Here is a 20,711-nt window from a genome sequence, read left to right on the forward strand (position 1 = left end):
CAGCCGTCGTCCATCACACGGGCCAGAGCGGCCCTTCCTGCATCGCGCCGATCTGCTCGCGCAATTCGAGCACGCGCGCTTCCCAGTAACGATGCGTGTTGAACCACGGGAACGCGGCCGGAAACGCCGGGTCGTCCCAGCGCCGCGCGAGCCACGCCGCATAGTGGATCAGCCGCAGCGTCCGCAGCGCTTCGACCAGATGCAGCTCGCGCGGCTCGAATTCGCAGAAATCCTCGTAGCCGGCGAGCAGGTCCGCCAGCGCGCGCGACGCGCCTTCGCGATCGCCCGGCAGCAGCAGCCACAGATCCTGAACGGCCGGCGCCATCCGGCTGTCGTCGAAGTCGACGAAATGCGGGCCGGCATCGGTCCACAGCACGTTGCTCGGATGACAGTCGCCGTGCGTGCGCAGCAGGCGGATCTCGCCCGCACGCTCGAACGCGGCCTCGACGCCTTCGAGCGCGAGTGCGACCGCGGTCTCGTACGCCGGCCTTACGTCATCCGGAATGAAATCGTGCGCGAGCAGGTAGTCGCGCGGCTCGTAGCCGAACGTACCGATGTCGAGCACGGGACGCGCGACATACGGCTGCGTCGCGCCGACCGCATGAATGCGGCCGATGAAGCGGCCGAGCCATTCGAGCGTGTCGCTGCGGTCGAGATCGGGTGCGCGGCCGCCGCGCCGCTCGAAGATCGAGAAGCGGAAGCCGTCGAACGCGTGCAGCGTGCGGCCGTCGAAGGCTCGCGCGGGCACCGCCGGTATCTCGCGCGCGGCGAGTTCGGCGACGAACGCATGCTCTTCGAGAATCGCGTCGTCCGACCAGCGCGCCGGGCGATAGAACTTCGCGACGACCGGCGGGCCGTCTTCGATACCGACCTGGTAGACCCGGTTTTCGTAGCTGTTGAGGGCGAGCAGGCGCCCGTCGGTGCGCAGGCCGGCCGGCATCAGCACGCTGTCGAGCGCGTCGAGCACGCACTCGGGCGTGAGGCCGGCGAACGGCGGGCTGGCGGGAGAAGCGGGAGCGGAAGTGGTGTCGGTCATGCCCCGCATTGTGCCGCCAGCCGGACCGAAAGACGAGCGTCCGGTACGAGCGTCCTTAGTGAAGCGCCGCGCCGGCCGGCAAGACGGATTCGCCGGTGTCGATCAGGTCCTCGAGAAAGAACGGCTCGGTGTTGAGTTCTTTCGACTCACCCGGCACGCCCGCGTACCAGGTCACCATGGCCATGTCGCCCAGGATGCGCTGGACGATGCCGCGCGCGCCCTTCGGCACCGCGATATGGGTAGTGCAGACGATCGACCCGATATGCATGATGGTTCCCCACTCTTGAATCTTGAAACCCGGCCCGCTGGCGAGCCGGCAAATGCACGATCCGCGCCGCTCTCGGCGGAGCGTTGCGCGTGATCCCATTGTTCACGGTTTATCGAAGCGCGAAAAGAAGAAGAAGCGGGCGAAGTGCCGCGAATTCGTCGAATGTCTCCAATCAACCACTGCGCCGGGCACGCACTTGCCCGCCCGGTTACCCCCATCATACCCTGTCGAATGCGGCTGCCTACCGAAACCGTCCGGCGCCGCCGCGCACGCGCGATCGACGCAACGCGCGTCCCGTTTCGCTTGCGCCGCGCGGGATCGTCGGAACACGCCCGCGATCGGCGCTGACATCACCTCGCGCGCGTCGCTTGCCGATCGCCTTCTTCCGGTCGTCGAAAGCTTGCATGCGCATCGGCCAGCGAGCCGGCGCCGTCTTGCATCGCCCCGCCCGCGATGCGCCGCCGCCGACAGCAGTTGCGTTCGACGGCTGCCTTGCGGTACCTTTGGCTTTCATTCGCGTTCAATCGCATTCCGACACGATGCATCCGCTCACGTCCGCCCGCACAACATCCCGGCCGCAGTTCGACTCGCGGCTGCGGGCGGGCGTGCATCCGTCGGTCCTTCCCCCTCCTGTCGCACCGCCGCGCGTCTGCGCCGCGCCGCCCCCGCCGGCGGCACGCGCCGGCTGACTCGCCGGCTTCTTCGTCTTCCATTCGCCCCGTTGTCTGCACGTGCGTGCGTCATGACGCACGGCACGTTGCCGCGCGCGGATGGAACGTTTCGATCCGTTCGACAGGTGGATTCACATGGTTTCGTTCAAACGCGCGCTTGCCGCGCATGGCGCGACGTCGCTCTTCGTGCTGCTGTGGAGCAGCGGCGCGATCTTCGCTGAACTCGGTTTGCGGCACGCCTCCGCGTTCGCCTTTCTCACTGCCCGTTTCGCGCTCGCCTCATTCGTGCTGCTCGTGCTGGCCTTCATGCGCAAACGCTGGCTGCCGCCGCGCGGCGAGCGGCGCATGGCCGCGCTGACCGGATTGCTGATGATGGGCGGCTATTCGATCTTCTATCTGCTCGCGCTCGAGCGCGGCATCGCGCCCGGCGTGCTCGCGACGATCCTCGGCGTGCAGCCGATCCTCACGCTCGCGATCGTCGAGCGGCGCTGGCAGCCGGCGCGCATCGCGGGGCTCGCGCTGTCGCTCGCGGGCCTCGCGCTCGTCGTCGGTCGCGGCGTGAGCGGCGGGACGGGCGGCCTGTCGGCGGCCGGCATCGCGTGCGCGCTCACGGCGCTCGTCGCGCTGACCGTCGGCTCGCTGCTGCAAAAGCGCGTGCGCGCGGCGCCCGCCGACGTGCTGCCGATGCAGAACGCGATCGGCCTCGCGCTGTGCGTCGCGATCGTGCCGTTCCGGCCGGTGTCGTTCGAGCTGAACTGGGCGTTCGTCGTGCCGCTGCTGTGGCTCGGCATCGTGATTTCGGTGATCGCGCAACTGCTGTTCTACCGATTGATGCAGCGCGGCGATCTCGTGAACGTGACGAGTCTGTTCTATCTCGTGCCGGTCGTCACCACGCTGATGGATGCCGCGTGGCTCGGCAACCGGCCCGAGCCGCTCGCGCTCGCCGGCATGGGCGCGATCATCGCCGGGCTCGCGCTCGTGTTCCGCGCGCCGGCCGGCCGCCCGCAATCCGACCGCGCGTGAGCGGGCCGGCCGCCGCGCCCGCGGGTGCGGCGGCCCGTATCGGACACATACGACGATTCCGCGAAAATCGAAAGGAACGGGAAAGATGCGTGCAAGGCGTTCGTCTTGTTCGCACGAAAAATGCGGGATTCCCGGGGCTTTCCGCTGATTTTTAATGGTTCGGATAGCGAAAAACGCCGCCGGTTGCCTATACTCGAATGGACCGGCCTGCTCGTAACGGGCCGGACCAACTAGAAACACCCGGCATGGGGCCGGGGTGAGCGCACGCGTGCCGGCTTCGGCCGATATCCCGCGGGGATGGAGCCGCCAAGGCACGCACTGAAGCGCTCACTTCGGCCGACACTGGAGACACGCATGACGACCTACTTCACGATCGGCGACTTCATCCTGTTGATTCCGATGGCGCTGGCCGGAGCGCTATTTCTCGGCGCGGTGCCGTGCGCCACCCAGTTCCGTCACAACCTGCTGCGCGTACTCGGCGTCATTCTCGGCGTCGGCGTCGCGGTATTGCTCGTTGAAGGCCTGCCCGCGCTGATCTAGCGCCACCGCCGTGCGCGACACACCTCGCTGCACGGCAGCGAGGTGACGCACTGCCTGCGCGTCGACGATACGGCGCGCGATGTTTCGCATGCCGTATCGAGTTCCGGTCAGATCGCCTGATCGGTGGACGGCTTTTCCCACAGATTGATGCCGCCTTCCGTCGCGTAGCGATCGATCTCCGCGAGCTCCTCCGCCGAGAATTCGAGGTTCTTCAACGCACCGACGTTCTCGCGCACCTGCTCCGCCCGGCTCGCGCCGATCAGCGCGGACGTCACGCGGCCGTCACGCAGCACCCACGCCAGCGCCATCTGCGCGAGGCTCTGCCCGCGCCGTTCGGCGATCGCGTTGAGCTTGCGTACATGCTCGAGGTTGTCCGCGCTCAGGTGCTCCTGCTTCAGCGAGCCGCCGCCCGGCTTGTTCACGCGCGCGTCGGCCGGCACGCCGTTCAGGTACTTCGACGTGAGCAAGCCCTGCGCGAGCGGCGTGAACGCGATGCTGCCCGCGCCGACGTCGTCGAGCGTGCCGAGCAGGTCGCGCTCGATCCAGCGGTTCAGCAGGTTGTACGACGGCTGGTGAATCAGCAGCGGCACCTTGTACTGCGCGAGCAGGTCGGCCATCTCGCGCGTCTTCGCGGCCGAATACGACGAGATGCCGATGTAGAGCGCCTTGCCCTGCTGCACGGCCGACGCCAGCGCGCCCGCCGTTTCCTCGAGCGGCGTATGCGCGTCGAAACGGTGCGAATAGAAGATGTCGACGTAGTCGAGCCCCATCCGCTGCAGGCTCTGATCGAGGCTCGCGAGCACGTACTTGCGCGAGCCGCCGCCGCTGCCGTACGGGCCCGGCCACATGTCCCAGCCGGCTTTCGTCGAGATCAGCAGCTCGTCGCGATACGGCCGGAAATCCTCCTTCAGCAGCCGGCCGAAGTTGGTTTCGGCGCTGCCGTACGGCGGCCCGTAGTTGTTCGCGAGGTCGAAATGGTTGATGCCGAGATCGAACGCGGTGCGCAGGATCTCGCGCTGCGTCGAGATCGGCGTCGAATCGCCGAAGTTGTGCCACAGGCCGAGCGACAGGGCGGGCAGTTTGAGCCCGGATTTGCCGCAGGTACGGTATTGCATGTCGGCATAACGTTCGGAAGCTGCTTCGTAGGCCATGAGTCTGTTCCGTCAGGACATCGGGGGAAGGGACGCGCGCCGGCCGCGCCGATGGCGCGACGGCGGCGAAGGAGTCATACGACGACTATGGTAGCGAAAGCGGCCGAATCGCGCACGGCGGCACGGCGATGGACGCGACCGCGGCGCTCGCCTACACTGCGGCGTCTCGAATCACCGTTTCAGCGAGGTTGGTATGTCCCGGGTCATCTCGGTTGCACTGCTCGTCGGCGGCATCGTGCTGCTGTATTTCGGCGGCCAGTCGTTCCATTCGATCAACGACAACGTGTCGCGCTTCTTCACCGGCTCGCCCGCGACGAAGACGATCCTGCTGATCGTCGGCGGCGCCGTCGCGTCGTTCATCGGCCTGATCGGCCTCGCGATGCCGGGCGGCAAGCGCTGATCGCGACGCATCCGCGGCTCGCGTCACGCGCGGGGGCCGCGCCAAACGAAACGGGCGGCCAGGCCGCCCGTCGTTTCATCCGCTCGCGATGCGCCGCATCGCGTGGCCGCGGCGGCTTCACCGGCCGCCAGATCCGCGCCTAGAACTGCACTTCCGGCTTCGACGCCGAGCGCGTGCCGGGCACCGGCCGGTTGCTTGCACCGTGGTACGTGTACACGAGCGAGAACTTCACCTGGTCGGAACGGTTCTGCCCGGCCGAATGCAGCGTGTTGCAGTGGAAGAACACGACGTCGCCCGTCTGCAGCGACGGGCACGTGGCCGCGTCGATCATCCTGCGATTTTCCGGCAAATCGCCGCGGAAGAACTTCGCGTCATCGAACGCTTCCGGCCCGAATTCGGCCGTATGTGAGCCGGGCACCAGCCACAACGCGCCGTTCTCGTTGGTTTCCGGCCCGAGCGCGAGCCACACCGACACCATGTCCGGGCGCTCGAACGCCCAGTAGCGGAAATCGCGATGCCAGCCGGTCAGGCTCCCGTACGCCGGGTGCTTCGTCATCATGCAGTTGTGATGCGCGCGCGACAGCACGGGTTGCTCACCGAAATACTCGCGCATCCACGCGCCGATTTCGGGCGCGATCGCACGCTCGGCGAATGCCGGATCGCGCGAGTACGCATCGAGCAGGCGCCGCACCGTATGCCCGCCGGGCGCATGCTTCGATTCGGGCGCGCCCGGGTAGCGCAGGTCGGCCTCGAATTCGATCGGCTCGGCGGCCTCCCGCAACTGGCGCTCCGCGATCTGCCTGAGCGTCGCGCACTGCGCTTCGCCGACGAGGCCGCGCGCGACGACGAAGCCGCGCTCGCGCAATTCCGCGACTTGCGCGCGGATCGATTCCGACTGCAATGGAGACGACATGGGATGCCAGACGTTTATTGTGTGAATGTGACGATTGTAAATCGGCGCCGGATACCGCGAACAGCGCCATTGTCGTGCGCAGGGGCATGCCAATCGCGGATTTGATCCAGCGCAAGGGAACTGTGCGGCGCGGCACCTGCCTGAGCGACAGGCGGTATGCGGCACACGCGTTGCGGCACAAGGGTTTATCGCGACTTTTGCCCGTCACGAATCCCCTGTAGCCTGACGCGGCCTGTCAATTCTGGCGGGCGCGGCGCGCAACGGGTTTCGGTAAGATCCGTTGCGTTATCCGAGGCCGTTCATACCAGTGCGCTCTGCAGGGCGCCATCCATACAAGCGAAGCATCGTTCACATGCCATTCCGTCTGACTTCCCGTTTCAACCGCGCCGCGAAGCGCGTCGTGCCGTCCGCTCCCGCCCGCCCGCTGCGCCACCACCGCGCACGCACGCAGGCGCTGGCCGAACGTACGCACCCGCGCAGCCGGCTGGACGGCATCCGTGCGTGGTTTCACGCATTTTTCTCGATGATGAGCACGCAGGCGTTCGCGCGCCGCGCCGGCCTGCGCTCGCTGCTGCAGAAGCCGTCGTCGCTGCGCGCGCTCGCGCTGCGCCGCAAGCTCGGCCCGCAGCGCCGCATCAACCGCCCGCGTCGCCTCGCGGCCAGCAACGGCTGGTTCGGGTTCGGCGCGCGCTGAGAATGTACCCGGCGGGTGTCGTCCGCCCCGATCGGCCGCCACTGCTTCGGCGATCGAACCCATAAAAAAACCCCGGCTTGGCCGGGGTTTTTCATTTCAGGCGAACGACGTTCACGCGACGCGTGCGGTCGGCTCCACGCCGGCCGCTTCGGCCAGCGCGAGCGCCTTGTCGGTCGCTTCCCACGAGAACTCCGGCTCTTCGCGGCCGAAGTGACCGTAAGCCGCGGTCTTCTCGTAGATCGGGCGCAGCAGGTCGAGCATCTTGATGATGCCCTTCGGACGCAGGTCGAAATGCTCGCGCACGAGCTTCGTGATCACCGCATCCGACACGCGGCCCGTGCCGAACGTGTTGACCATCACCGAGGTCGGCTCGGCCACGCCGATCGCGTACGACACCTGGATCAGCGCGCGCGACGCGAGGCCCGCGGCGACGATGTTCTTCGCGACGTAGCGGCCCGCATACGCGGCCGAACGGTCGACCTTCGACGGATCCTTGCCCGAGAACGCGCCGCCGCCGTGCGGTGCGGCACCGCCGTAGGTGTCGACGATGATCTTGCGGCCCGTCAGCCCGCAATCGCCCTGCGGGCCGCCGATCACGAACCGGCCGGTCGGGTTCACGAGGAACTTGATGTCGCCCTTGATCAGTTCGGCCGGCAGCGTCGGCTTGATGATTTCCTCGATCACCGCTTCGCGCAGCGCGGGCAGTTCGATGTCCGGTGCGTGCTGCGTGGACAGCACGACGGTGTCGATCGAATCGGGCTTGCCGTCGACGTAGCGGACGGTGACCTGCGACTTCGCGTCCGGACGCAGCCATTGCAGGCGGCCGTCGCGGCGCAGGCTGGCCTGGCGCTCGACGAGGCGGTGCGACAGGTAGATCGGCAGCGGCATCAGTTCCGGCGTTTCGTCGCACGCATAGCCGAACATCAGGCCCTGGTCGCCCGCGCCTTGATCGAGGTTGTCGTCGTGTGCACGATCGACGCCCTGCGCGATGTCCGGCGATTGCTTGTCGTATGCGACGAGCACCGCGCAACCCTTGTAGTCGATACCGTAGTCGGTGTTGTCGTAGCCGATGCGCTTGATCGTATCGCGCGCGATCTGGATGTAATCGATGTTCGCCGTCGTGGTGATTTCACCGGCCAGCACGACGAGACCGGTGTTGCACAGCGTTTCCGCCGCGACGCGGGAGTATTTGTCCTGCTCGAGGATGGCGTCGAGAATCGCGTCCGAGATTTGGTCCGCGACTTTGTCCGGATGGCCTTCGGAGACGGATTCGGACGTGAAGAGATAATCGTTTGCCACTTTTTCAGGCTCCTGTGTGGTTACGGTTGGTTTCACGTAGCCAGCTTCGTTGGGCCTGAAGCGGCGACGCTTTAGCGGATTACCAGGACCGGGCAGCGTGTGTCGCGCCAGCCGGCTTCGCCCCGCAAGTTGTCAGTTAACTCGGCGAAGCCCGTATTATAGCGGCTTTCCTGAATTGTCACAGAGCGCCGCCCGTGCTGCATCTTCCGCTGTCTTACCACCCTGTTCGCAACGTGCCGGCCAGCCGGCCCCACGGAGATTCCGCATGCTAGGCCGCCTCGGCACGCACCTCGCCATCGGCTTGCTGAAGCTGCTCGCGCTACTGCCGTACGGTCTGACCGCACGGTTCGGCGATGGCCTCGGCTGGCTGCTGTATCAGATCCCCAGCCGGCGAAAGCGCATCGTACATACGAATCTGAAACTCTGCTTCCCCGACTGGAGCGACGAGCGGCGCGAGGACGTGGCGGGCCGGCATTTCCGTCATGCGATCCGCAGCTACGTCGAGCGCAGCGTGCAGTGGTTCGGCTCGGAGAAGAAGCTCGCGAAGCTGATCCAGGTCGACAGCGCGGTCGATCTCACCGATCCGGACCTGCCGCCGACGCTGTTCCTCGGTCTGCACTTCGTCGGCATCGAAGCCGGTTCGATCTGGCTGAACCGGTCGCTGCACCGCCGCTGCGGATCGCTGTACCAGCCGTTCTCGAACGCGGTGCTCGAGGAGGAGGCGAAGAAGGCGCGCGGGCGCTTCGACGCCGAGATGGTCGGCCGCGCGGACAGCGCGCGCGTCGTGCTGCGCTGGCTGCGCGACCGCAAGCCGGTGATGCTCGGCGCCGACATGGACTACGGGCTGCGCAACTCGACGTTCGTCCCGTTCTTCGGCGTGCCGGCGTGCACGCTGACGGCCGTCGGCCGGCTCGCGAAGACGGGCCGTGCGCAGGTCGTGCCGTTCATCGGCGAGGTGTTGCCGAACTACAAGGGCTACCGTCTGAAGGTATTCAAGCCGTGGGATCACTACCCGACCGGCGACGACGATCTCGACGCGCGGCGGATGAACGCATTCCTCGAGGAACAGATTCCGCTGATGCCCGAGCAGTACTACTGGGTGCACAAACGCTTCAAGACGCGCCCGCCCGGCGAGCCGAGCCTGTACTGACCCTGCCGCGAGACGTTCGCGGGCGCGCCGTCATGCGCGTGCCCGCGCCCTCGCCACCTTCGGCGCGCCCTTGGCGCGCGCGCGCCAGAGATCGTAGGCCGACTGCTGCGCGAGCCACAGATCGGCCCTTCCCCCGTTTTCCTCGCCGAGCCACGCTTCGAGGCGCAACGCCATTTCCGGCGAGATGCCGGCATGGCCGTGCAGGATCCGCGACAGTGCGGCACGCGTCACGCCGAGTTGCGACGCGGCCTCGGTGACGGTCAGGCCGAGCGCCGGCAGCACGTCGTCGCGCAGCGTTTCGCCCGGATGGGGCGGATTGAAGATGCGGGTCATGGTGTTGGATCAATTCAGTGACGAGGCGCGATGCCGGAAACGCCGGCAGCGCATAGCCGCACTATACGAATCACCGGATTGGGACATCAATTTGACGGGTACGAAATACACATCGCGTACCGTTCCGCGTACCGGCCACAGCCGAGCCCGCCACGCCGCCCCCTGTCAATCCGCCCGCTCATCATCCGCGCGCCCAGTCGGCGCGATCGGCAGACAAGGCCCCCGCCCCCCGCACAACGGACGCCGGCCCGCCCCGCGCAGGACGCCCCTGTCGGCTGCATGTATCATTTGCGGTTGAGATCGGCACGACGAACGAGGCCGCCCGGCATGGCAGCCGGCCGTCCGTGTCGTGCCGACCGCCTTGTTCGCCATGGAATTCCGGACCCAGTGAAACTCTCGTTCACCAAGATGCACGGCGCGGGCAACGACTTCGTCGTGCTCGACGGCTATTCGCGCGCGCTGCCGCCGCTCACCGAAGCGCAGGTGCGCGCGCTCGCCAACCGCCACTTCGGTATCGGCGCCGATCAGTTGCTGCTCGTCGAGAAACCGACCGTCGACGGCGCGGATTTCAAGTACCGGATCTTCAATTGCGACGGCGGCGAGGTCGAGCACTGCGGCAACGGCGCACGCTGCTTCGTGAAGTTCGTCAGCGACCGCGGCCTGACCGACAAGCGCAGCGTGCGCGTGCAGGTCATGAAGGGCCTGATCACGCTGACGCTGCAGGAGAACGGCGAAGTCGTCGTCGACATGGGCGCGCCCGTGTTCGCGCCCGCGCAAGTGCCGTTCGAGGCGTCGGGCCTCGACGGCCGCAAGGAAGGCAACGACACGCTGTGGCCGCTCGACGTCGGCGGCGCGACGCGCTGGATCTCGACGGTGTCGATGGGCAATCCGCACGCGGTGCAGGTCGTCGACGACGTCGAAGCGTATCCGGTGCTGGAAGAAGGCCCGCTGATCGAGCGCCATGCGCGCTTCCCGCAGCGCGTGAACGCCGGTTTCATGCAGATCGTGTCGCGCCACGAGGTGAAGCTGCGCGTGTACGAACGCGGCGCGGGCGAGACGCTCGCGTGCGGCACCGGCGCGTGCGCGGCGGTCGCGGCCGGTATCCGGCGCGGCCTGCTCGATTCGCCCGTGACCGTGCACACGCACGGCGGCACGCTGACGATCGGCTGGGACGGCGCGCGCGACGAAACCGCCGCGCTGATGATGGCCGGCCCCGCCACGACCGTGTTCGAAGGCGAGATCGACCTGAACGCCTGACCCTGCAACGTCCCTGATAACTGAACGCTCCAGCCACATGAACGATCGCGAAGTCGCCGACTACCTGCTCGCCAATCCCGAATTCTTCGCGCAGCACGCCGAACTGCTCGCGACGATCCGTCTCGCGAACCCGCACGGCAAGGCCGCGATCTCGCTGCAGGAGCGGCAGATGGAAATGCTGCGCGACAAGAACAAGCATCTCGAACGCCGGCTCGCCGAGCTCGTGCGCTACGGCCACGAGAACGACAGCCTGTCCGCGAAGTTCAGCCGCTGGACCGCGCGCGTGATCGCGGAACGCGATCCGTATGCGCTGCCGCGCACGATCGCCGACGGCATCGCCGACGTGTTCGACGTGCCGCAAACGGCGCTGCGCGTCTGGGACGTGGCCGACACCTACGCGCAAGCCGATTTCGCCCGCCAGGTCGGCGAGGAAGTGCGCCTGTTCACGAACGGGCTGTCGACGCCGTACTGCGGCGCGAACACGGGCTTCGAGGCCGCCCAGTGGCTCGCGCCCGCGCGCGCCGCCGCGAGCGCGGCGGAAGGCACCGAAGCCGCGCCGGCCGGCGACGGCTCGGCCGCGTCGGTCGCGCTGCTCGCGCTGCGTGCGCCGCTCGCCGGCAACGATGCACCCGCGTTCGGCCTGCTGGTCCTCGGTTCGCCCGATCCGCGCCGCTTCCACGACGGGATGGCCACCGACTTCCTCGCGCAGATCGCGACGCTCGCGAGCGCCGCGCTCACGCGCCTGCTGCCGCACTGATCCGCCGCACGCGATGACCGACGATCCGATCGCCGCCTACCTGTCGAACCTGAAGCACGTCAGGCAACTGTCGGAACACACGCTGCGCGCATACACGCACGAGCTCGACGAACTGAGGAAGCTTGCCGCCGGCCGGCCGCTCGAAGCATTGACCGCCGCCGACATGCGCGGCGCGGTCGCGCGCGCGCACGCGGGCGGGCTGTCCGCGCGCTCGATCTCGCACCGGCTGTCCGCCTGGCGCGCGTTCTACCGCTGGCTCGCCCAACGCATCGAGATGCCCGCGAACCCGGTCGCCGCGGTACGCGCGCCGAAGCGCCCGAAAACCCTGCCGAAGGCGCTGTCGGTCGACGACGCATCCGCGCTGATGGACGCGCCGCTCGCCGGCACGACCGAAGGCATCCGCGATCACGCGATCCTCGAGCTGTTCTATTCGTCGGGGCTGCGCCTCGCCGAATTGATCGGGCTCGACGTCCGGTACACGCAGGCCGACGGCTACCGCTCGGCCGGCTGGCTCGATCTCGCCGAGGCCGAAGTAACCGTGCGCGGCAAGGGCAACAAGGAGCGCAAGGTGCCGGTCGGCCGCAAGGCGATCGACGCGCTGAACGCGTGGCTCGCGGTGCGCGGCGAGTTCGTGAAGCACGATCCGCATCCGCTGTTCGTGTCGGTGCGCGGCAACCGGATGTCGCCGGGCGTGGTGCGCGAGCGCGTGAAGCGCGCGGCGCTCGCCGCCGGCATCCCCGCCAACGTCCACCCGCACGTGCTGCGCCATTCGTTCGCGACGCACGTGCTGCAGTCGAGCGGCGACCTGCGCGCGGTGCAGGAACTGCTCGGCCACGCGAGCGTCGCCGCGACGCAGGTCTATACGTCGCTCGACTTCCAGCATCTCGCGAAGATTTACGACAGCGCGCATCCGCGCGCGAAGAAGCGCGACTGACGCGCGTCCCGTGTTACCCGCCGCGCGCGGCGGCCGGCACCGGCCGGCGTCGCGCCCGGCCCCTTTCGATCTCACCATGCAAACCGTCACCCTCAAGCCGTCCAAGGAAAAATCGCTGCTGCGCCGCCATCCGTGGATCTACGCCAATGCGATCGACCGCGTCGACGGCAAGCCCGCGCCCGGCGCGACCGTGCTCGTGCGCGCGCACGACGGCCGCTTCCTCGCGCGCGGCGCGTACAGCCCGCAGTCGCAGATCCGCGTGCGGGTGTGGAGCTTCGACGAGCACGAACCGATCGATCACGCGTTCTTCAAGCGCCGCGTGCAGCGCGCGGTCGCGCACCGCACGACGATGGTGTCGGGCACGGGCGCGGTGCGGCTCGTGTTCGGCGAAGCCGACGGGCTGCCCGGGCTGATCGTCGACTACTACGTCGCGGACACCGCCGAAGCCGGCGCCGCGCCGCGCGGCCAGCTCGTGTGCCAGTTCATGGCCGCGGGCGTCGAAGCGTGGAAGGACGCGATCGTCGCGGCGCTCACCGGCGCGACCGGCTGCCCGAACGTGTACGAGCGCTCGGACGTGTCGATCCGCGACAAGGAAGGGCTCGAACAGACGACGGGCGTACTGGCCGGCGACGCGCCGCCCGCGACGCTGATCGCGAACGAAAACGGCGTGCGCTACCACGTCGACGTGCCGAACGGCCACAAGACGGGCTTCTACGTCGACCAGCGCGACAACCGCGCGCTCGTCGCGCAGTACGCCGAGGGCCGCGACGTGCTGAACTGCTTCTGCTACACGGGCGGCTTCTCGCTCGCGGCGCTCAAGGGCGGTGCGAAACGCGTCGTGTCGATCGACTCGTCGGGCGACGCGCTCGCGCTCGCGCAGCAGAACGTCGTGGCCAACGGCTTCGACGCCGAACGCGCGACCTGGCTCGACGCCGATGCGTTCAAGACGCTGCGCCGCCTCGTCGACGAAGGCGAGCGTTTCGACCTGATCGTGCTCGATCCGCCGAAGTTCGCGCCGACGCGCGACAGCGTCGATCGCGCGGCGCGCGCGTACAAGGACATCAACCTGAGCGGCTTCAGGCTGCTGCGTCCGGGCGGCCTGTTGTTCACGTACTCGTGCTCGGGCGCGATCGACATGGACCTGTTCCAGAAGATCGTCGCGGGCGCCGCGGCCGACGCGAAGGTCGACGCGCGGATCCTGAAGCGGCTCGGCGCGGGCGTCGATCACCCGCTGCTCGCCGCGTTCCCGGAAGGCGAATATCTGAAGGGCCTGCTGTTGCAAATCGTCTGATCGCCCCGATCTTGGCGGACACCCCGGTCCGCCGGCCCCGCCTGTCGGGCCGACGCTTGCCCCTGTCGTCCGGACGACGGGCGGGGGCTTGACAGGTATGTTTCAATGGATGGTTGTGCGCCCCGGCTCGCAGCGCGAGGGCGCGACGCACATCCTGGTTTTGACCCCGATTCACGAACCACAGGCGACCGACATGGCCACTCCCGTCACCATCCTTACCGGCTTCCTCGGCAGCGGCAAGACGACGCTGCTCAAGCGCATCCTGAACGAACAGCACGGCATGAAGATCGCCGTGATCGAGAACGAGTTCGGCGAAGAGAACATCGACAACGAAATCCTCGTGCAGGATTCGAACGAGCAGATCATCCAGATGAGCAACGGCTGCATCTGCTGCACGATCCGCGGCGACCTCGCCCGCGCGCTCGGCGACCTGGCCGCGAAGAAGCGCGAAGGCAAGCTCGACTTCGACCGCATCGTGATCGAGACGACCGGCCTCGCGAACCCGGGCCCCGTCGCGCAGACCTTCTTCATCGACAGCGAGATCGCCGACGATTTCCTGCTCGACGCGGTCATTACGCTGGTCGACGCGAAGCACGCGAACGCGCAGCTCGACGAACACGAAGTGGTGCAGCGCCAGGTCGGCTTCGCCGACCGCCTGTTCATCACGAAGTCGGATCTCGTCGACGACCAGACCGTCGCCGGCCTCAAGCACCGCCTGATGCACATGAACCCGAAGGCCGCGATCAAGGTCGTGAATTTCGGCGAGGCGGACATCAAGGAAATCTTCGACCTGCGCGGCTTCAACCTGAATGCGAAGCTCGAGATCGATCCCGATTTCCTCGCCGAGGACGATCACGCGCACGACCACCACGATCACGGCCACGATCACGATCACGCGAATTGCGACCACGATCACGGCCAATGCGCGCACGATCACGACCACGACCACGGCCACCACCATCACCACCACGCGCACCACGACGACAAGATCAAGTCGTTCGTGTACCGCAACGACCGCCCGTTCGATCCGAACAAGCTGGAAGACTTCCTCGGCGGCATTCTGCAGATCTACGGCGAGCGGATGCTGCGCTACAAGGGCGTGCTGTACATGAAGGGCGTCGACCGCAAGGTCGTGTTCCAGGGCGTGCACCAGATGATGGGCAGCGACCTCGCGGCGAAGTGGCTGCCGGTCGAGAAGAAGACCAACAAGATGGTGTTCATCGGCGTCGATCTGCCGCAGGACCTGATTACCGACGGCCTCGACGCCTGCCTCGCCTGACCCGCGCAGGCGCCCGCCGCGCCCTTGCTGCCCGGCCGCCTGCGAGGCGGCGGGGGCCGCCGCGCGACGCCTTTGCCGGGCAGGGTTTCGCCGTCATCGCTTTTTCGCGATTTGCGCGTTATATTTTCTAGATATTGGCGCAGCCGACGGGGATCGACCCGATACGGCGCCCGCTTGCGATTCAGTTACAATACGTGCCCGCTGGAGTACGGCAACAAACAGGCCCGGTTCTTGCTGAACCAGTTTTCCGGGCATCGCAACCGCGCCGGATCGCCAATCCGCCTCCCGGCCGCGGCCGATGCGATGTGCCGCGCAGCACACCGGTTCGCAGCGCGCGCAAATCTGCGCCAGGCCTATCCTGGTATTTGAGAACCGGTTTTCCAGAGGCTTTCGGCCCCGCGGCGGCAAATCGCAAATGATTGCAAGCGCGGTTGCGGGTAATCCCAAAGTGCAGGCAATATCTGTTGATTTGCCGCACATTGAAGAAGCAAGCAGATGACGAAGAAACTCTTGACCGAAGCCGAAATCCTGAAGATGAGCGACAAGGATTACATGAATGAGGATCAGCTCGCCTTCTTCAAAAATCGGCTCGAACAGTTGCAGGCGGACATCCTCAAGAATGCAGGCCAGACGACCGAGAACCTGCGCGAGACGGTGATCGTCCCCGATCCCGCCGACCGCGCGACGATCGAGGAAGAGCACGCGCTCGAGCTGCGCACGCGCGATCGCGAACGCAAGCTCCTCAAGAAGGTTCAGCAGTCGCTCGCCCGCATCGATTCCGGCGATTACGGCTGGTGTGAGGAAACGGGCGAGCCGATCGGCATTCCGCGCCTGCTCGCGCGTCCGACCGCCACGCTGTCGCTCGAGGCGCAGGAGCGCCGCGAGCTGCGCCAGAAGCTGTTCGGCGACTGATCGAGCGGCATTCCGCTCCGACACACGCTGCTTCCCGAAAGCGCGCGGCCTGCCGCGCGCTTTTTGTTTTCCGGCACCGGTTCAGGGCCTGTGCCCCTGATAACGGGCTTGCGCCGGCCGATTTGCCTCCCCCTCTTGATATCCCGGCGCCCGCCCTAAAATGAAACGGACGCGCGCCGGGCCGCTCCCTGGCGCACTGCGGATTCACGCGGCGGCGCGTCGCGCCGCCCGACTCTTCCCCGTTTTTCTCAAGGAACGCAGATGGAGCAATTTCACGGCACGACCATCGTTTCGGTCCGGCGCGGCGACAAGGTCGCGCTCGGCGGCGACGGCCAGGTAACCCTCGGCAACATCGTCATGAAGGGTGGCGCGCGGAAAGTGCGGCGGATCTACAACAACCAGGTACTGGTCGGATTCGCGGGCGGCACCGCCGATGCGTTCTCGCTGCTCGACCGCTTCGAGGCGAAGCTCGAGAAGCACCAGGGCAACCTGACCCGCGCGGCCGTCGAGCTCGCGAAGGACTGGCGCACCGACCGGATGCTGCGCCGCCTCGAGGCGATGCTGATCACGGCCGATGCGAACACCACGCTCGTCATCACCGGCAACGGCGATGTGCTCGATCCGGAAGGCGGCATCTGCGCGATCGGCTCGGGCGGCGCGTACGCGCAGGCAGCGGCCCGCGCGCTCGTCGAGAACACCGAACTGTCGCCGCGCGAGATCGTCGAGAAGTCGCTCGGGATCGCCGGCGACATGTGCATCTACACGAACCACAACCGCATCATCGAAACGATCGAGTAAGGACCGCCCCATGAGCACCATGACCCCTGCCGAGATCGTCTCGGAACTCGACAAGCACATCATCGGCCAGAACAAGGCGAAGAAGGCCGTCGCCGTCGCGCTGCGCAACCGCTGGCGCCGCCAGCAGGTCGCCGATCCGCTGCGCACGGAAATCACGCCGAAGAACATCCTGATGATCGGGCCGACGGGCGTCGGCAAGACCGAAATCGCGCGCCGCCTCGCGAAGCTCGCCGATGCGCCGTTCATCAAGATCGAGGCCACCAAGTTCACCGAAGTCGGCTACGTCGGCCGCGACGTCGACAGCATCGTGCGCGACCTCATGGAGACCTCGGTCAAGCAGACGCGCGAGACCGAAATGCGCAAGGTGCGCAGCAAGGCCACCGACCAGGCGGAAGACCGCATCCTCGACATCCTGCTGCCGCAACCGCGCGCGGTGGGTTTCGGCGGCAATGCCGATCACGCCAACGACGACAACAACGCGACGCGCCAGACCTTCCGCAAGCGCCTGCGCGAAGGCCAGCTCGACGACAAGGAAGTCGAGCTCGACCTCGAGCAGCCGTCGGTCGGCATGGACATCATGGCGCCGCCGGGCATGGAAGAGATGACCGAGCAGATCCGCTCGATGTTCTCGAACCTCGGCAGCGGCAAGAAGCAGCGCCGCAAGGTGAAGATCAAGGAAGCGCTGAAGCTGCTGACCGACGAGGAAGCGGCGAAGATGCTGAACGAAGAGGAAGTGAAGACGAAGGCCGTGCAGAACGTCGAGCAGAACGGCATCGTGTTCCTCGACGAGATCGACAAGATCACGTCGCGCAACAACGAAGGCAGCGGCGGCGAAGTGTCGCGCCAGGGCGTGCAGCGCGACCTGCTGCCGCTCGTCGAAGGCACGACGGTCAACACGAAGTACGGGATGGTGAAGACCGATCACATCCTGTTCATCGCGAGCGGCGCGTTCCACCTGGCGAAGCCGAGCGATCTGATTCCCGAACTGCAAGGCCGCTTCCCGATCCGCGTCGAGCTCGATTCGCTGTCGGTGAACGATTTCGAAGCGATCCTCGTCGCGACCGACGCAAGCCTCGTCAAACAGTACCAGGCGCTGCTCGCGACCGAGGACGTGCAGCTCGAATTCGCCGACGACGGCATCCGGCGCCTCGCCGAGATCGCGTTCGCGGTCAACGAGAAAACCGAGAACATCGGCGCGCGCCGGCTGTACACGGTGATCGAGAAGCTGCTCGAGGAAGTGTCGTTCTCGGCCGGCAACCATGCGGGCGAGCGCGTGACGATCGACGCGAAGTATGTCGATCGCGCGCTCGGCGAAGTGTCGCAGGACGAAGACCTGTCGCGCTACGTGCTGTAACGCGCGCAGTGCGGGACGAGAGACGGGCGGCCCCTTCGGGGGTCGCCCGTTTTCATTGGTGCGCCCGCTTACTGCCGCACCGGCTTCTTCGCGAGCTTGCGCTGCAGCGTGCGGCGGTGCATGTTCAGCGCGCGCGCGGTCGCCGAAATGTTGTTGTTGTTCTCGGCCAGCACGCGCTGGATGTGTTCCCATTCGAGCCGGTCCACCGACAGCACGACCGGATTCTCGAGCGCCTCGTCGGCCTGCACTTCGGTCGCGTTGGTCTGCAGCGCGGCCAGGATCGACTCGACGTTCGCCGGCTTCGCGAGGTAGTTGTCGGCGCCTTCCTTCACGGCCTGCACGGCGGTCGCGATGCTTGCGTAGCCGGTCAGCACCAGGATCCGCGCATCGGGCTGCAGGTCGCACAGCGGCGCGATCAGGCTCAGCCCCGAATCCTCGCCGAGATGCAGGTCGACGGTGATGAACTGGAACTTGCCGCCCGCGGCGAGCCTGAGCGCCGCCTCCTTGTCGTGCGCCTGCTGGACCGCGTAACCGCGGCGCTCGAGGCCGCGCGCGAGCGTGCCCGCGAACACCTCGTTGTCGTCGATCACCAGGAAATTGTTCTCGCTCATGTGGTTTCTCCGTCTACGTGTTGGTTGAGGCCGCCGGCATCGCGACGCGCACGACCGGCAGGCGCAGCACGGCCCGCGTGCCGCGCCCGGCCGCCGCGCCGGCCGGGCGGCTCTCCGGCGTGCCGGCTGGCCGGTCGACCGTACGTGCGCCCGTGCGTTGTCCCGATGCGGCCGCCGCGTGGCCGTTTGCCGCGCCGCCGGCCCGCCCGTTGCCGCTCGCGGCGCGCGGCGCGACATCGGACAGCTCGATCTCGCCGCCGAGCCGCGCGGCCGCGCTGAACGCGAGGTACAGGCCGACGCCGTGCCCGCCCTGCGTGCTGTCGACCGGCATCGCGCCGAGCGATTCGCGCAGCGCGGCCGGAATGCCGGGCCCGTCGTCGCATACTTCGAATTCGATTTCGTCGGCCGTGCCGCCATGCGCGACCTTCGCGGCGAGCGTCACGCGCTGCGGGCTCGCGCGCGCGGCGTTGTCGAGCAGGATCGTCAGGATCTGGCCGGCCGCGACGGTATCGTCGAGCGCGACGCCGGCCGGGCGCGCACCGAGCAGCTCGAACTGCACGTGCGGATGCCGCAGGCGCCAGTGCTCGACGAACGTGTCGAGCCAGTCGTCCACCGGCTGGCGGCTCGCCGGCGCGCTCGCGCGGCTGCGCAGGCGCGCGAGCGCCGACGTGCAGAGCGTCATCTGTTCCTCGAGCACCTTCAGGTCGGCCTCGTAGCGCGCGAGCCCCGGATCGGCGCGCGCCGCATCGCGCAACTCCTCGGCGAGCATCGCGATCGTCGACAGCGGCGTGCCCATTTCATGTGCGACGGTGGCGGCCTGCACGCCGAGCGCAACCGCCCGCTCGTCGCGCAGCAGGTGCTGCTGCGCCTCGCCGAGCGCCGCGTCGCGCTGGCGCAGCGCATTCGACATGCGCGCGACGAACCACGCGATCAGCCCGACGCTGACCATGAAGTTCGCCCACATGCCGGTACGGTAGTAGTCGAACAGGTTCGCCGGATTGTCCATGTTGAGCGGCACCGAATCGAAGCCGAGCGCCGCGTAGCAGGCCACCGCGAACGCCGCGAGCCAGATCATCAGGTGCCACGGCAGCACGGCCGCGGCGATCGCGAGCGACGGCAGGTACAGCGACACGAACGGATTGGTCGTGCCGCCCGACAGGAACAGCAGCGCGGACAGCGCGCCGAGGTCGACCCACAGCTGGCCGAGCAACTCGAAATTGGTCTCGGGCCGCGCGCGCAGCACGCGCACCCAGGTCAGCGCGTTGAAAACGATTTCGAGCGCGATGACCATCAGCATCGCCGGCAACGGCAGGTGCACGCCGAAATAGGCCTGCACGACGCCGATCGTCACGAGCTGGCCGATGATCGCGAGATTGCGCAGCCAGAACAGGTGGCTGAGGTTGACGCGCCCGGTGGTGGTGATTCGTTGCATCCGAGCAGTTTACCCGTTTAGCGGGCGGCGCCTCCACGGGGCCGGATCGGGAAGGACGAATGGACGGTCGGACGCCCCGGCGCGGCGTCCGGGGGCGCGAGCGAGCGACGTCAGCCGGGCGCCGCCGCCATGCGCCGCGCGATCTCGTCGGCGAGGCATTCCGGGCAGAGGCAGCGCGCGCGGGCTGCCGGGGCCGTGTCGCCCGGCAAGACCGGCATCGCAGCGCACCAGCAGTCGAACGGCTGCGTGTGCGCGCCGCAGTCGAAACCGCGCCCGCAGTGCGGACAACGCGCACGGCGCGGGGCCGAACGGGCGTCGGCGGCGGAATCGGTCATGGTCGAGGTGCGGAAGCGGGCACGAACGTCGCCCTACGCGACTAGCATAGCGCGGCCGACGGATTTTGCACGTCGGCCGTCTGGCCGACGGCTGCCGCCGACCCCGCCTGATGCGCCGGGCGCGGCCCCGTCCCGCGCGCCGCCGCGGCAGCGGGAGCCTTGGCCGGCGGGCCGCCGCGCGTGCCGTCCGACCTGCGCGACCCACCGTCCGGCCAGCCCAAAAACCGATGCTGCGCTGCGCCACTCCTGTACAATTCGGCCTGTTTCAACCGT

The 20,711-nt window shown here is 67.6% G+C and carries 22 protein-coding genes; 13 read left to right on the forward strand and 9 right to left on the reverse strand.

The genetic code is table 11. The features are described from left to right. Nucleotides 1-13: 13 nt before the first annotated feature. Nucleotides 14-1,045 (reverse strand): serine/threonine protein kinase, encoded by a 1,032-nt coding sequence (locus tag KPB06_RS06185; protein WP_275906058.1) that lies wholly within the window; start codon nucleotides 1,043-1,045, stop codon nucleotides 14-16. A gap of 46 nt (nucleotides 1,046-1,091) precedes the next feature. Continuing rightward, a complete protein-coding gene (locus KPB06_RS06190; protein WP_006477514.1) occupies nucleotides 1,092-1,304 on the reverse strand; it encodes a hypothetical protein in 213 nt (70 codons plus the stop codon). A gap of 806 nt (nucleotides 1,305-2,110) precedes the next feature. Here KPB06_RS06190 and KPB06_RS06195 point away from each other — a divergent pair. Beyond that, entirely contained in the window at nucleotides 2,111-2,998 is an 888-nt protein-coding gene (locus KPB06_RS06195) for a DMT family transporter (protein ID WP_060966957.1), read from the forward strand. A gap of 354 nt (nucleotides 2,999-3,352) precedes the next feature. Next, entirely contained in the window at nucleotides 3,353-3,538 is a 186-nt protein-coding gene (locus KPB06_RS06200) for a hypothetical protein (protein ID WP_006482800.1), read from the forward strand. Nucleotides 3,539-3,645: 107 nt separating this feature from the next. Here KPB06_RS06200 and mgrA read toward each other — a convergent pair whose 3' ends face one another. Next, nucleotides 3,646-4,689 (reverse strand): L-glyceraldehyde 3-phosphate reductase, encoded by a 1,044-nt coding sequence (mgrA, locus tag KPB06_RS06205; RefSeq protein WP_060312242.1) that lies wholly within the window; start codon nucleotides 4,687-4,689, stop codon nucleotides 3,646-3,648. A 193-nt stretch (nucleotides 4,690-4,882) separates the two neighbouring features. On the opposite strand from mgrA, the gene KPB06_RS06210 reads away from it, so the two are divergent. Further along, nucleotides 4,883-5,089: a DUF3185 family protein gene (locus KPB06_RS06210; protein ID WP_059583985.1), complete on the forward strand. Its 207-nt coding sequence runs from the start codon at nucleotides 4,883-4,885 to the stop codon at nucleotides 5,087-5,089. Nucleotides 5,090-5,228: 139 nt separating this feature from the next. On the opposite strand, the gene KPB06_RS06215 is transcribed toward KPB06_RS06210, so the two are convergent. Beyond that, complete coding sequence (locus KPB06_RS06215) at nucleotides 5,229-6,002, reverse strand: phytanoyl-CoA dioxygenase family protein (protein ID WP_060966530.1); 774 nt, start codon at nucleotides 6,000-6,002, stop codon at nucleotides 5,229-5,231. Between the two features lie 352 nt (nucleotides 6,003-6,354). On the opposite strand from KPB06_RS06215, the gene KPB06_RS06220 reads away from it, so the two are divergent. Beyond that, complete coding sequence (locus tag KPB06_RS06220) at nucleotides 6,355-6,696, forward strand: hypothetical protein (protein WP_275906057.1); 342 nt, start codon at nucleotides 6,355-6,357, stop codon at nucleotides 6,694-6,696. A gap of 111 nt (nucleotides 6,697-6,807) precedes the next feature. On the opposite strand, the gene metK is transcribed toward KPB06_RS06220, so the two are convergent. Further along, nucleotides 6,808-7,995 carry a methionine adenosyltransferase gene (metK, locus tag KPB06_RS06225; protein WP_011546455.1) on the reverse strand — a complete coding sequence of 396 codons (1,188 nt, stop codon included), beginning with the start codon at nucleotides 7,993-7,995 and terminating at the stop codon, nucleotides 6,808-6,810. Between the two features lie 265 nt (nucleotides 7,996-8,260). On the opposite strand from metK, the gene lpxL reads away from it, so the two are divergent. Next, nucleotides 8,261-9,145 carry a lauroyl acyltransferase LpxL gene (gene lpxL / locus KPB06_RS06230; protein WP_059583990.1) on the forward strand — a complete coding sequence of 295 codons (885 nt, stop codon included), beginning with the start codon at nucleotides 8,261-8,263 and terminating at the stop codon, nucleotides 9,143-9,145. Between the two features lie 30 nt (nucleotides 9,146-9,175). Here lpxL and KPB06_RS06235 read toward each other — a convergent pair whose 3' ends face one another. Further along, nucleotides 9,176-9,478, reverse strand: a complete 303-nt coding sequence (locus KPB06_RS06235) for a HigA family addiction module antitoxin (protein ID WP_059583991.1) — start codon at nucleotides 9,476-9,478, stop codon at nucleotides 9,176-9,178. Nucleotides 9,479-9,865: 387 nt separating this feature from the next. Between KPB06_RS06235 and dapF the strand changes: the two genes are divergently transcribed. From dapF to hslU, 8 genes are all read left to right on the forward strand, one after another. Next, nucleotides 9,866-10,735: a diaminopimelate epimerase gene (gene dapF, locus KPB06_RS06240; RefSeq protein WP_060312248.1), complete on the forward strand. Its 870-nt coding sequence runs from the start codon at nucleotides 9,866-9,868 to the stop codon at nucleotides 10,733-10,735. Between the two features lie 37 nt (nucleotides 10,736-10,772). Further along, complete coding sequence (locus tag KPB06_RS06245) at nucleotides 10,773-11,492, forward strand: DUF484 family protein (protein ID WP_059642547.1); 720 nt, start codon at nucleotides 10,773-10,775, stop codon at nucleotides 11,490-11,492. 13 nt (nucleotides 11,493-11,505) lie between these two features. After that, nucleotides 11,506-12,426: a tyrosine recombinase XerC gene (xerC, locus tag KPB06_RS06250; RefSeq protein WP_059642549.1), complete on the forward strand. Its 921-nt coding sequence runs from the start codon at nucleotides 11,506-11,508 to the stop codon at nucleotides 12,424-12,426. Nucleotides 12,427-12,502: 76 nt separating this feature from the next. Further along, on the forward strand, nucleotides 12,503-13,717 hold the full coding sequence (locus KPB06_RS06255; RefSeq protein WP_089465233.1) for a class I SAM-dependent rRNA methyltransferase: 1,215 nt from the start codon (nucleotides 12,503-12,505) through the stop codon (nucleotides 13,715-13,717). Nucleotides 13,718-13,910: 193 nt separating this feature from the next. Then, complete coding sequence (locus tag KPB06_RS06260) at nucleotides 13,911-14,996, forward strand: CobW family GTP-binding protein (protein ID WP_275906056.1); 1,086 nt, start codon at nucleotides 13,911-13,913, stop codon at nucleotides 14,994-14,996. A gap of 495 nt (nucleotides 14,997-15,491) precedes the next feature. Further along, a complete protein-coding gene (gene dksA, locus KPB06_RS06265) occupies nucleotides 15,492-15,908 on the forward strand; it encodes an RNA polymerase-binding protein DksA (protein ID WP_006477498.1) in 417 nt (138 codons plus the stop codon). 261 nt (nucleotides 15,909-16,169) lie between these two features. Next, nucleotides 16,170-16,706 (forward strand): ATP-dependent protease subunit HslV, encoded by a 537-nt coding sequence (gene hslV / locus KPB06_RS06270; RefSeq protein WP_059583998.1) that lies wholly within the window; start codon nucleotides 16,170-16,172, stop codon nucleotides 16,704-16,706. Nucleotides 16,707-16,716: 10 nt separating this feature from the next. Then, nucleotides 16,717-18,060 carry an ATP-dependent protease ATPase subunit HslU gene (gene hslU / locus KPB06_RS06275; RefSeq protein ID WP_059584000.1) on the forward strand — a complete coding sequence of 448 codons (1,344 nt, stop codon included), beginning with the start codon at nucleotides 16,717-16,719 and terminating at the stop codon, nucleotides 18,058-18,060. A 68-nt stretch (nucleotides 18,061-18,128) separates the two neighbouring features. Here hslU and KPB06_RS06280 read toward each other — a convergent pair whose 3' ends face one another. The 3 genes from KPB06_RS06280 to KPB06_RS06290 form a co-directional block, all read right to left on the reverse strand. Then, complete coding sequence (locus KPB06_RS06280; protein ID WP_021156278.1) at nucleotides 18,129-18,671, reverse strand: response regulator transcription factor; 543 nt, start codon at nucleotides 18,669-18,671, stop codon at nucleotides 18,129-18,131. A 13-nt stretch (nucleotides 18,672-18,684) separates the two neighbouring features. Further along, nucleotides 18,685-20,103, reverse strand: a complete 1,419-nt coding sequence (locus KPB06_RS06285) for an ATP-binding protein (protein WP_059584001.1) — start codon at nucleotides 20,101-20,103, stop codon at nucleotides 18,685-18,687. Between the two features lie 110 nt (nucleotides 20,104-20,213). Further along, nucleotides 20,214-20,438: a cysteine-rich CWC family protein gene (locus KPB06_RS06290; RefSeq protein WP_059584003.1), complete on the reverse strand. Its 225-nt coding sequence runs from the start codon at nucleotides 20,436-20,438 to the stop codon at nucleotides 20,214-20,216. Nucleotides 20,439-20,711: the final 273 nt, after the last annotated feature.

The sequence above is a fragment of the Burkholderia semiarida genome (genome assembly GCF_029268935.1).
Taxonomy (GTDB): Bacteria; Pseudomonadota; Gammaproteobacteria; order Burkholderiales; family Burkholderiaceae; genus Burkholderia; species Burkholderia semiarida.

What these genes read in the sequence shown, in the direction of transcription:
- KPB06_RS06185 (WP_275906058.1), bottom strand. Translation starts at nt 1,045, where the DNA reads ATGCGGGGCATGACCGACACCACTTCCGCTCCCGCTTCTCCCGCCAGC.
- KPB06_RS06190 (WP_006477514.1), bottom strand. Translation starts at nt 1,304, where the DNA reads ATGCATATCGGGTCGATCGTCTGCACTACCCATATCGCGGTGCCGAAG.
- KPB06_RS06195 (WP_060966957.1), top strand. Translation starts at nt 2,111, where the DNA reads ATGGTTTCGTTCAAACGCGCGCTTGCCGCGCATGGCGCGACGTCGCTC.
- KPB06_RS06200 (WP_006482800.1), top strand. Translation starts at nt 3,353, where the DNA reads ATGACGACCTACTTCACGATCGGCGACTTCATCCTGTTGATTCCGATG.
- mgrA (WP_060312242.1), bottom strand. Translation starts at nt 4,689, where the DNA reads ATGGCCTACGAAGCAGCTTCCGAACGTTATGCCGACATGCAATACCGT.
- KPB06_RS06210 (WP_059583985.1), top strand. Translation starts at nt 4,883, where the DNA reads ATGTCCCGGGTCATCTCGGTTGCACTGCTCGTCGGCGGCATCGTGCTG.
- KPB06_RS06215 (WP_060966530.1), bottom strand. Translation starts at nt 6,002, where the DNA reads ATGTCGTCTCCATTGCAGTCGGAATCGATCCGCGCGCAAGTCGCGGAA.
- KPB06_RS06220 (WP_275906057.1), top strand. Translation starts at nt 6,355, where the DNA reads ATGCCATTCCGTCTGACTTCCCGTTTCAACCGCGCCGCGAAGCGCGTC.
- lpxL (WP_059583990.1), top strand. Translation starts at nt 8,261, where the DNA reads ATGCTAGGCCGCCTCGGCACGCACCTCGCCATCGGCTTGCTGAAGCTG.
- KPB06_RS06235 (WP_059583991.1), bottom strand. Translation starts at nt 9,478, where the DNA reads ATGACCCGCATCTTCAATCCGCCCCATCCGGGCGAAACGCTGCGCGAC.
- KPB06_RS06245 (WP_059642547.1), top strand. Translation starts at nt 10,773, where the DNA reads ATGAACGATCGCGAAGTCGCCGACTACCTGCTCGCCAATCCCGAATTC.
- xerC (WP_059642549.1), top strand. Translation starts at nt 11,506, where the DNA reads ATGACCGACGATCCGATCGCCGCCTACCTGTCGAACCTGAAGCACGTC.
- KPB06_RS06255 (WP_089465233.1), top strand. Translation starts at nt 12,503, where the DNA reads ATGCAAACCGTCACCCTCAAGCCGTCCAAGGAAAAATCGCTGCTGCGC.
- KPB06_RS06260 (WP_275906056.1), top strand. Translation starts at nt 13,911, where the DNA reads ATGGCCACTCCCGTCACCATCCTTACCGGCTTCCTCGGCAGCGGCAAG.
- dksA (WP_006477498.1), top strand. Translation starts at nt 15,492, where the DNA reads ATGACGAAGAAACTCTTGACCGAAGCCGAAATCCTGAAGATGAGCGAC.
- hslV (WP_059583998.1), top strand. Translation starts at nt 16,170, where the DNA reads ATGGAGCAATTTCACGGCACGACCATCGTTTCGGTCCGGCGCGGCGAC.
- hslU (WP_059584000.1), top strand. Translation starts at nt 16,717, where the DNA reads ATGAGCACCATGACCCCTGCCGAGATCGTCTCGGAACTCGACAAGCAC.
- KPB06_RS06280 (WP_021156278.1), bottom strand. Translation starts at nt 18,671, where the DNA reads ATGAGCGAGAACAATTTCCTGGTGATCGACGACAACGAGGTGTTCGCG.
- KPB06_RS06285 (WP_059584001.1), bottom strand. Translation starts at nt 20,103, where the DNA reads ATGCAACGAATCACCACCACCGGGCGCGTCAACCTCAGCCACCTGTTC.
- KPB06_RS06290 (WP_059584003.1), bottom strand. Translation starts at nt 20,438, where the DNA reads ATGACCGATTCCGCCGCCGACGCCCGTTCGGCCCCGCGCCGTGCGCGT.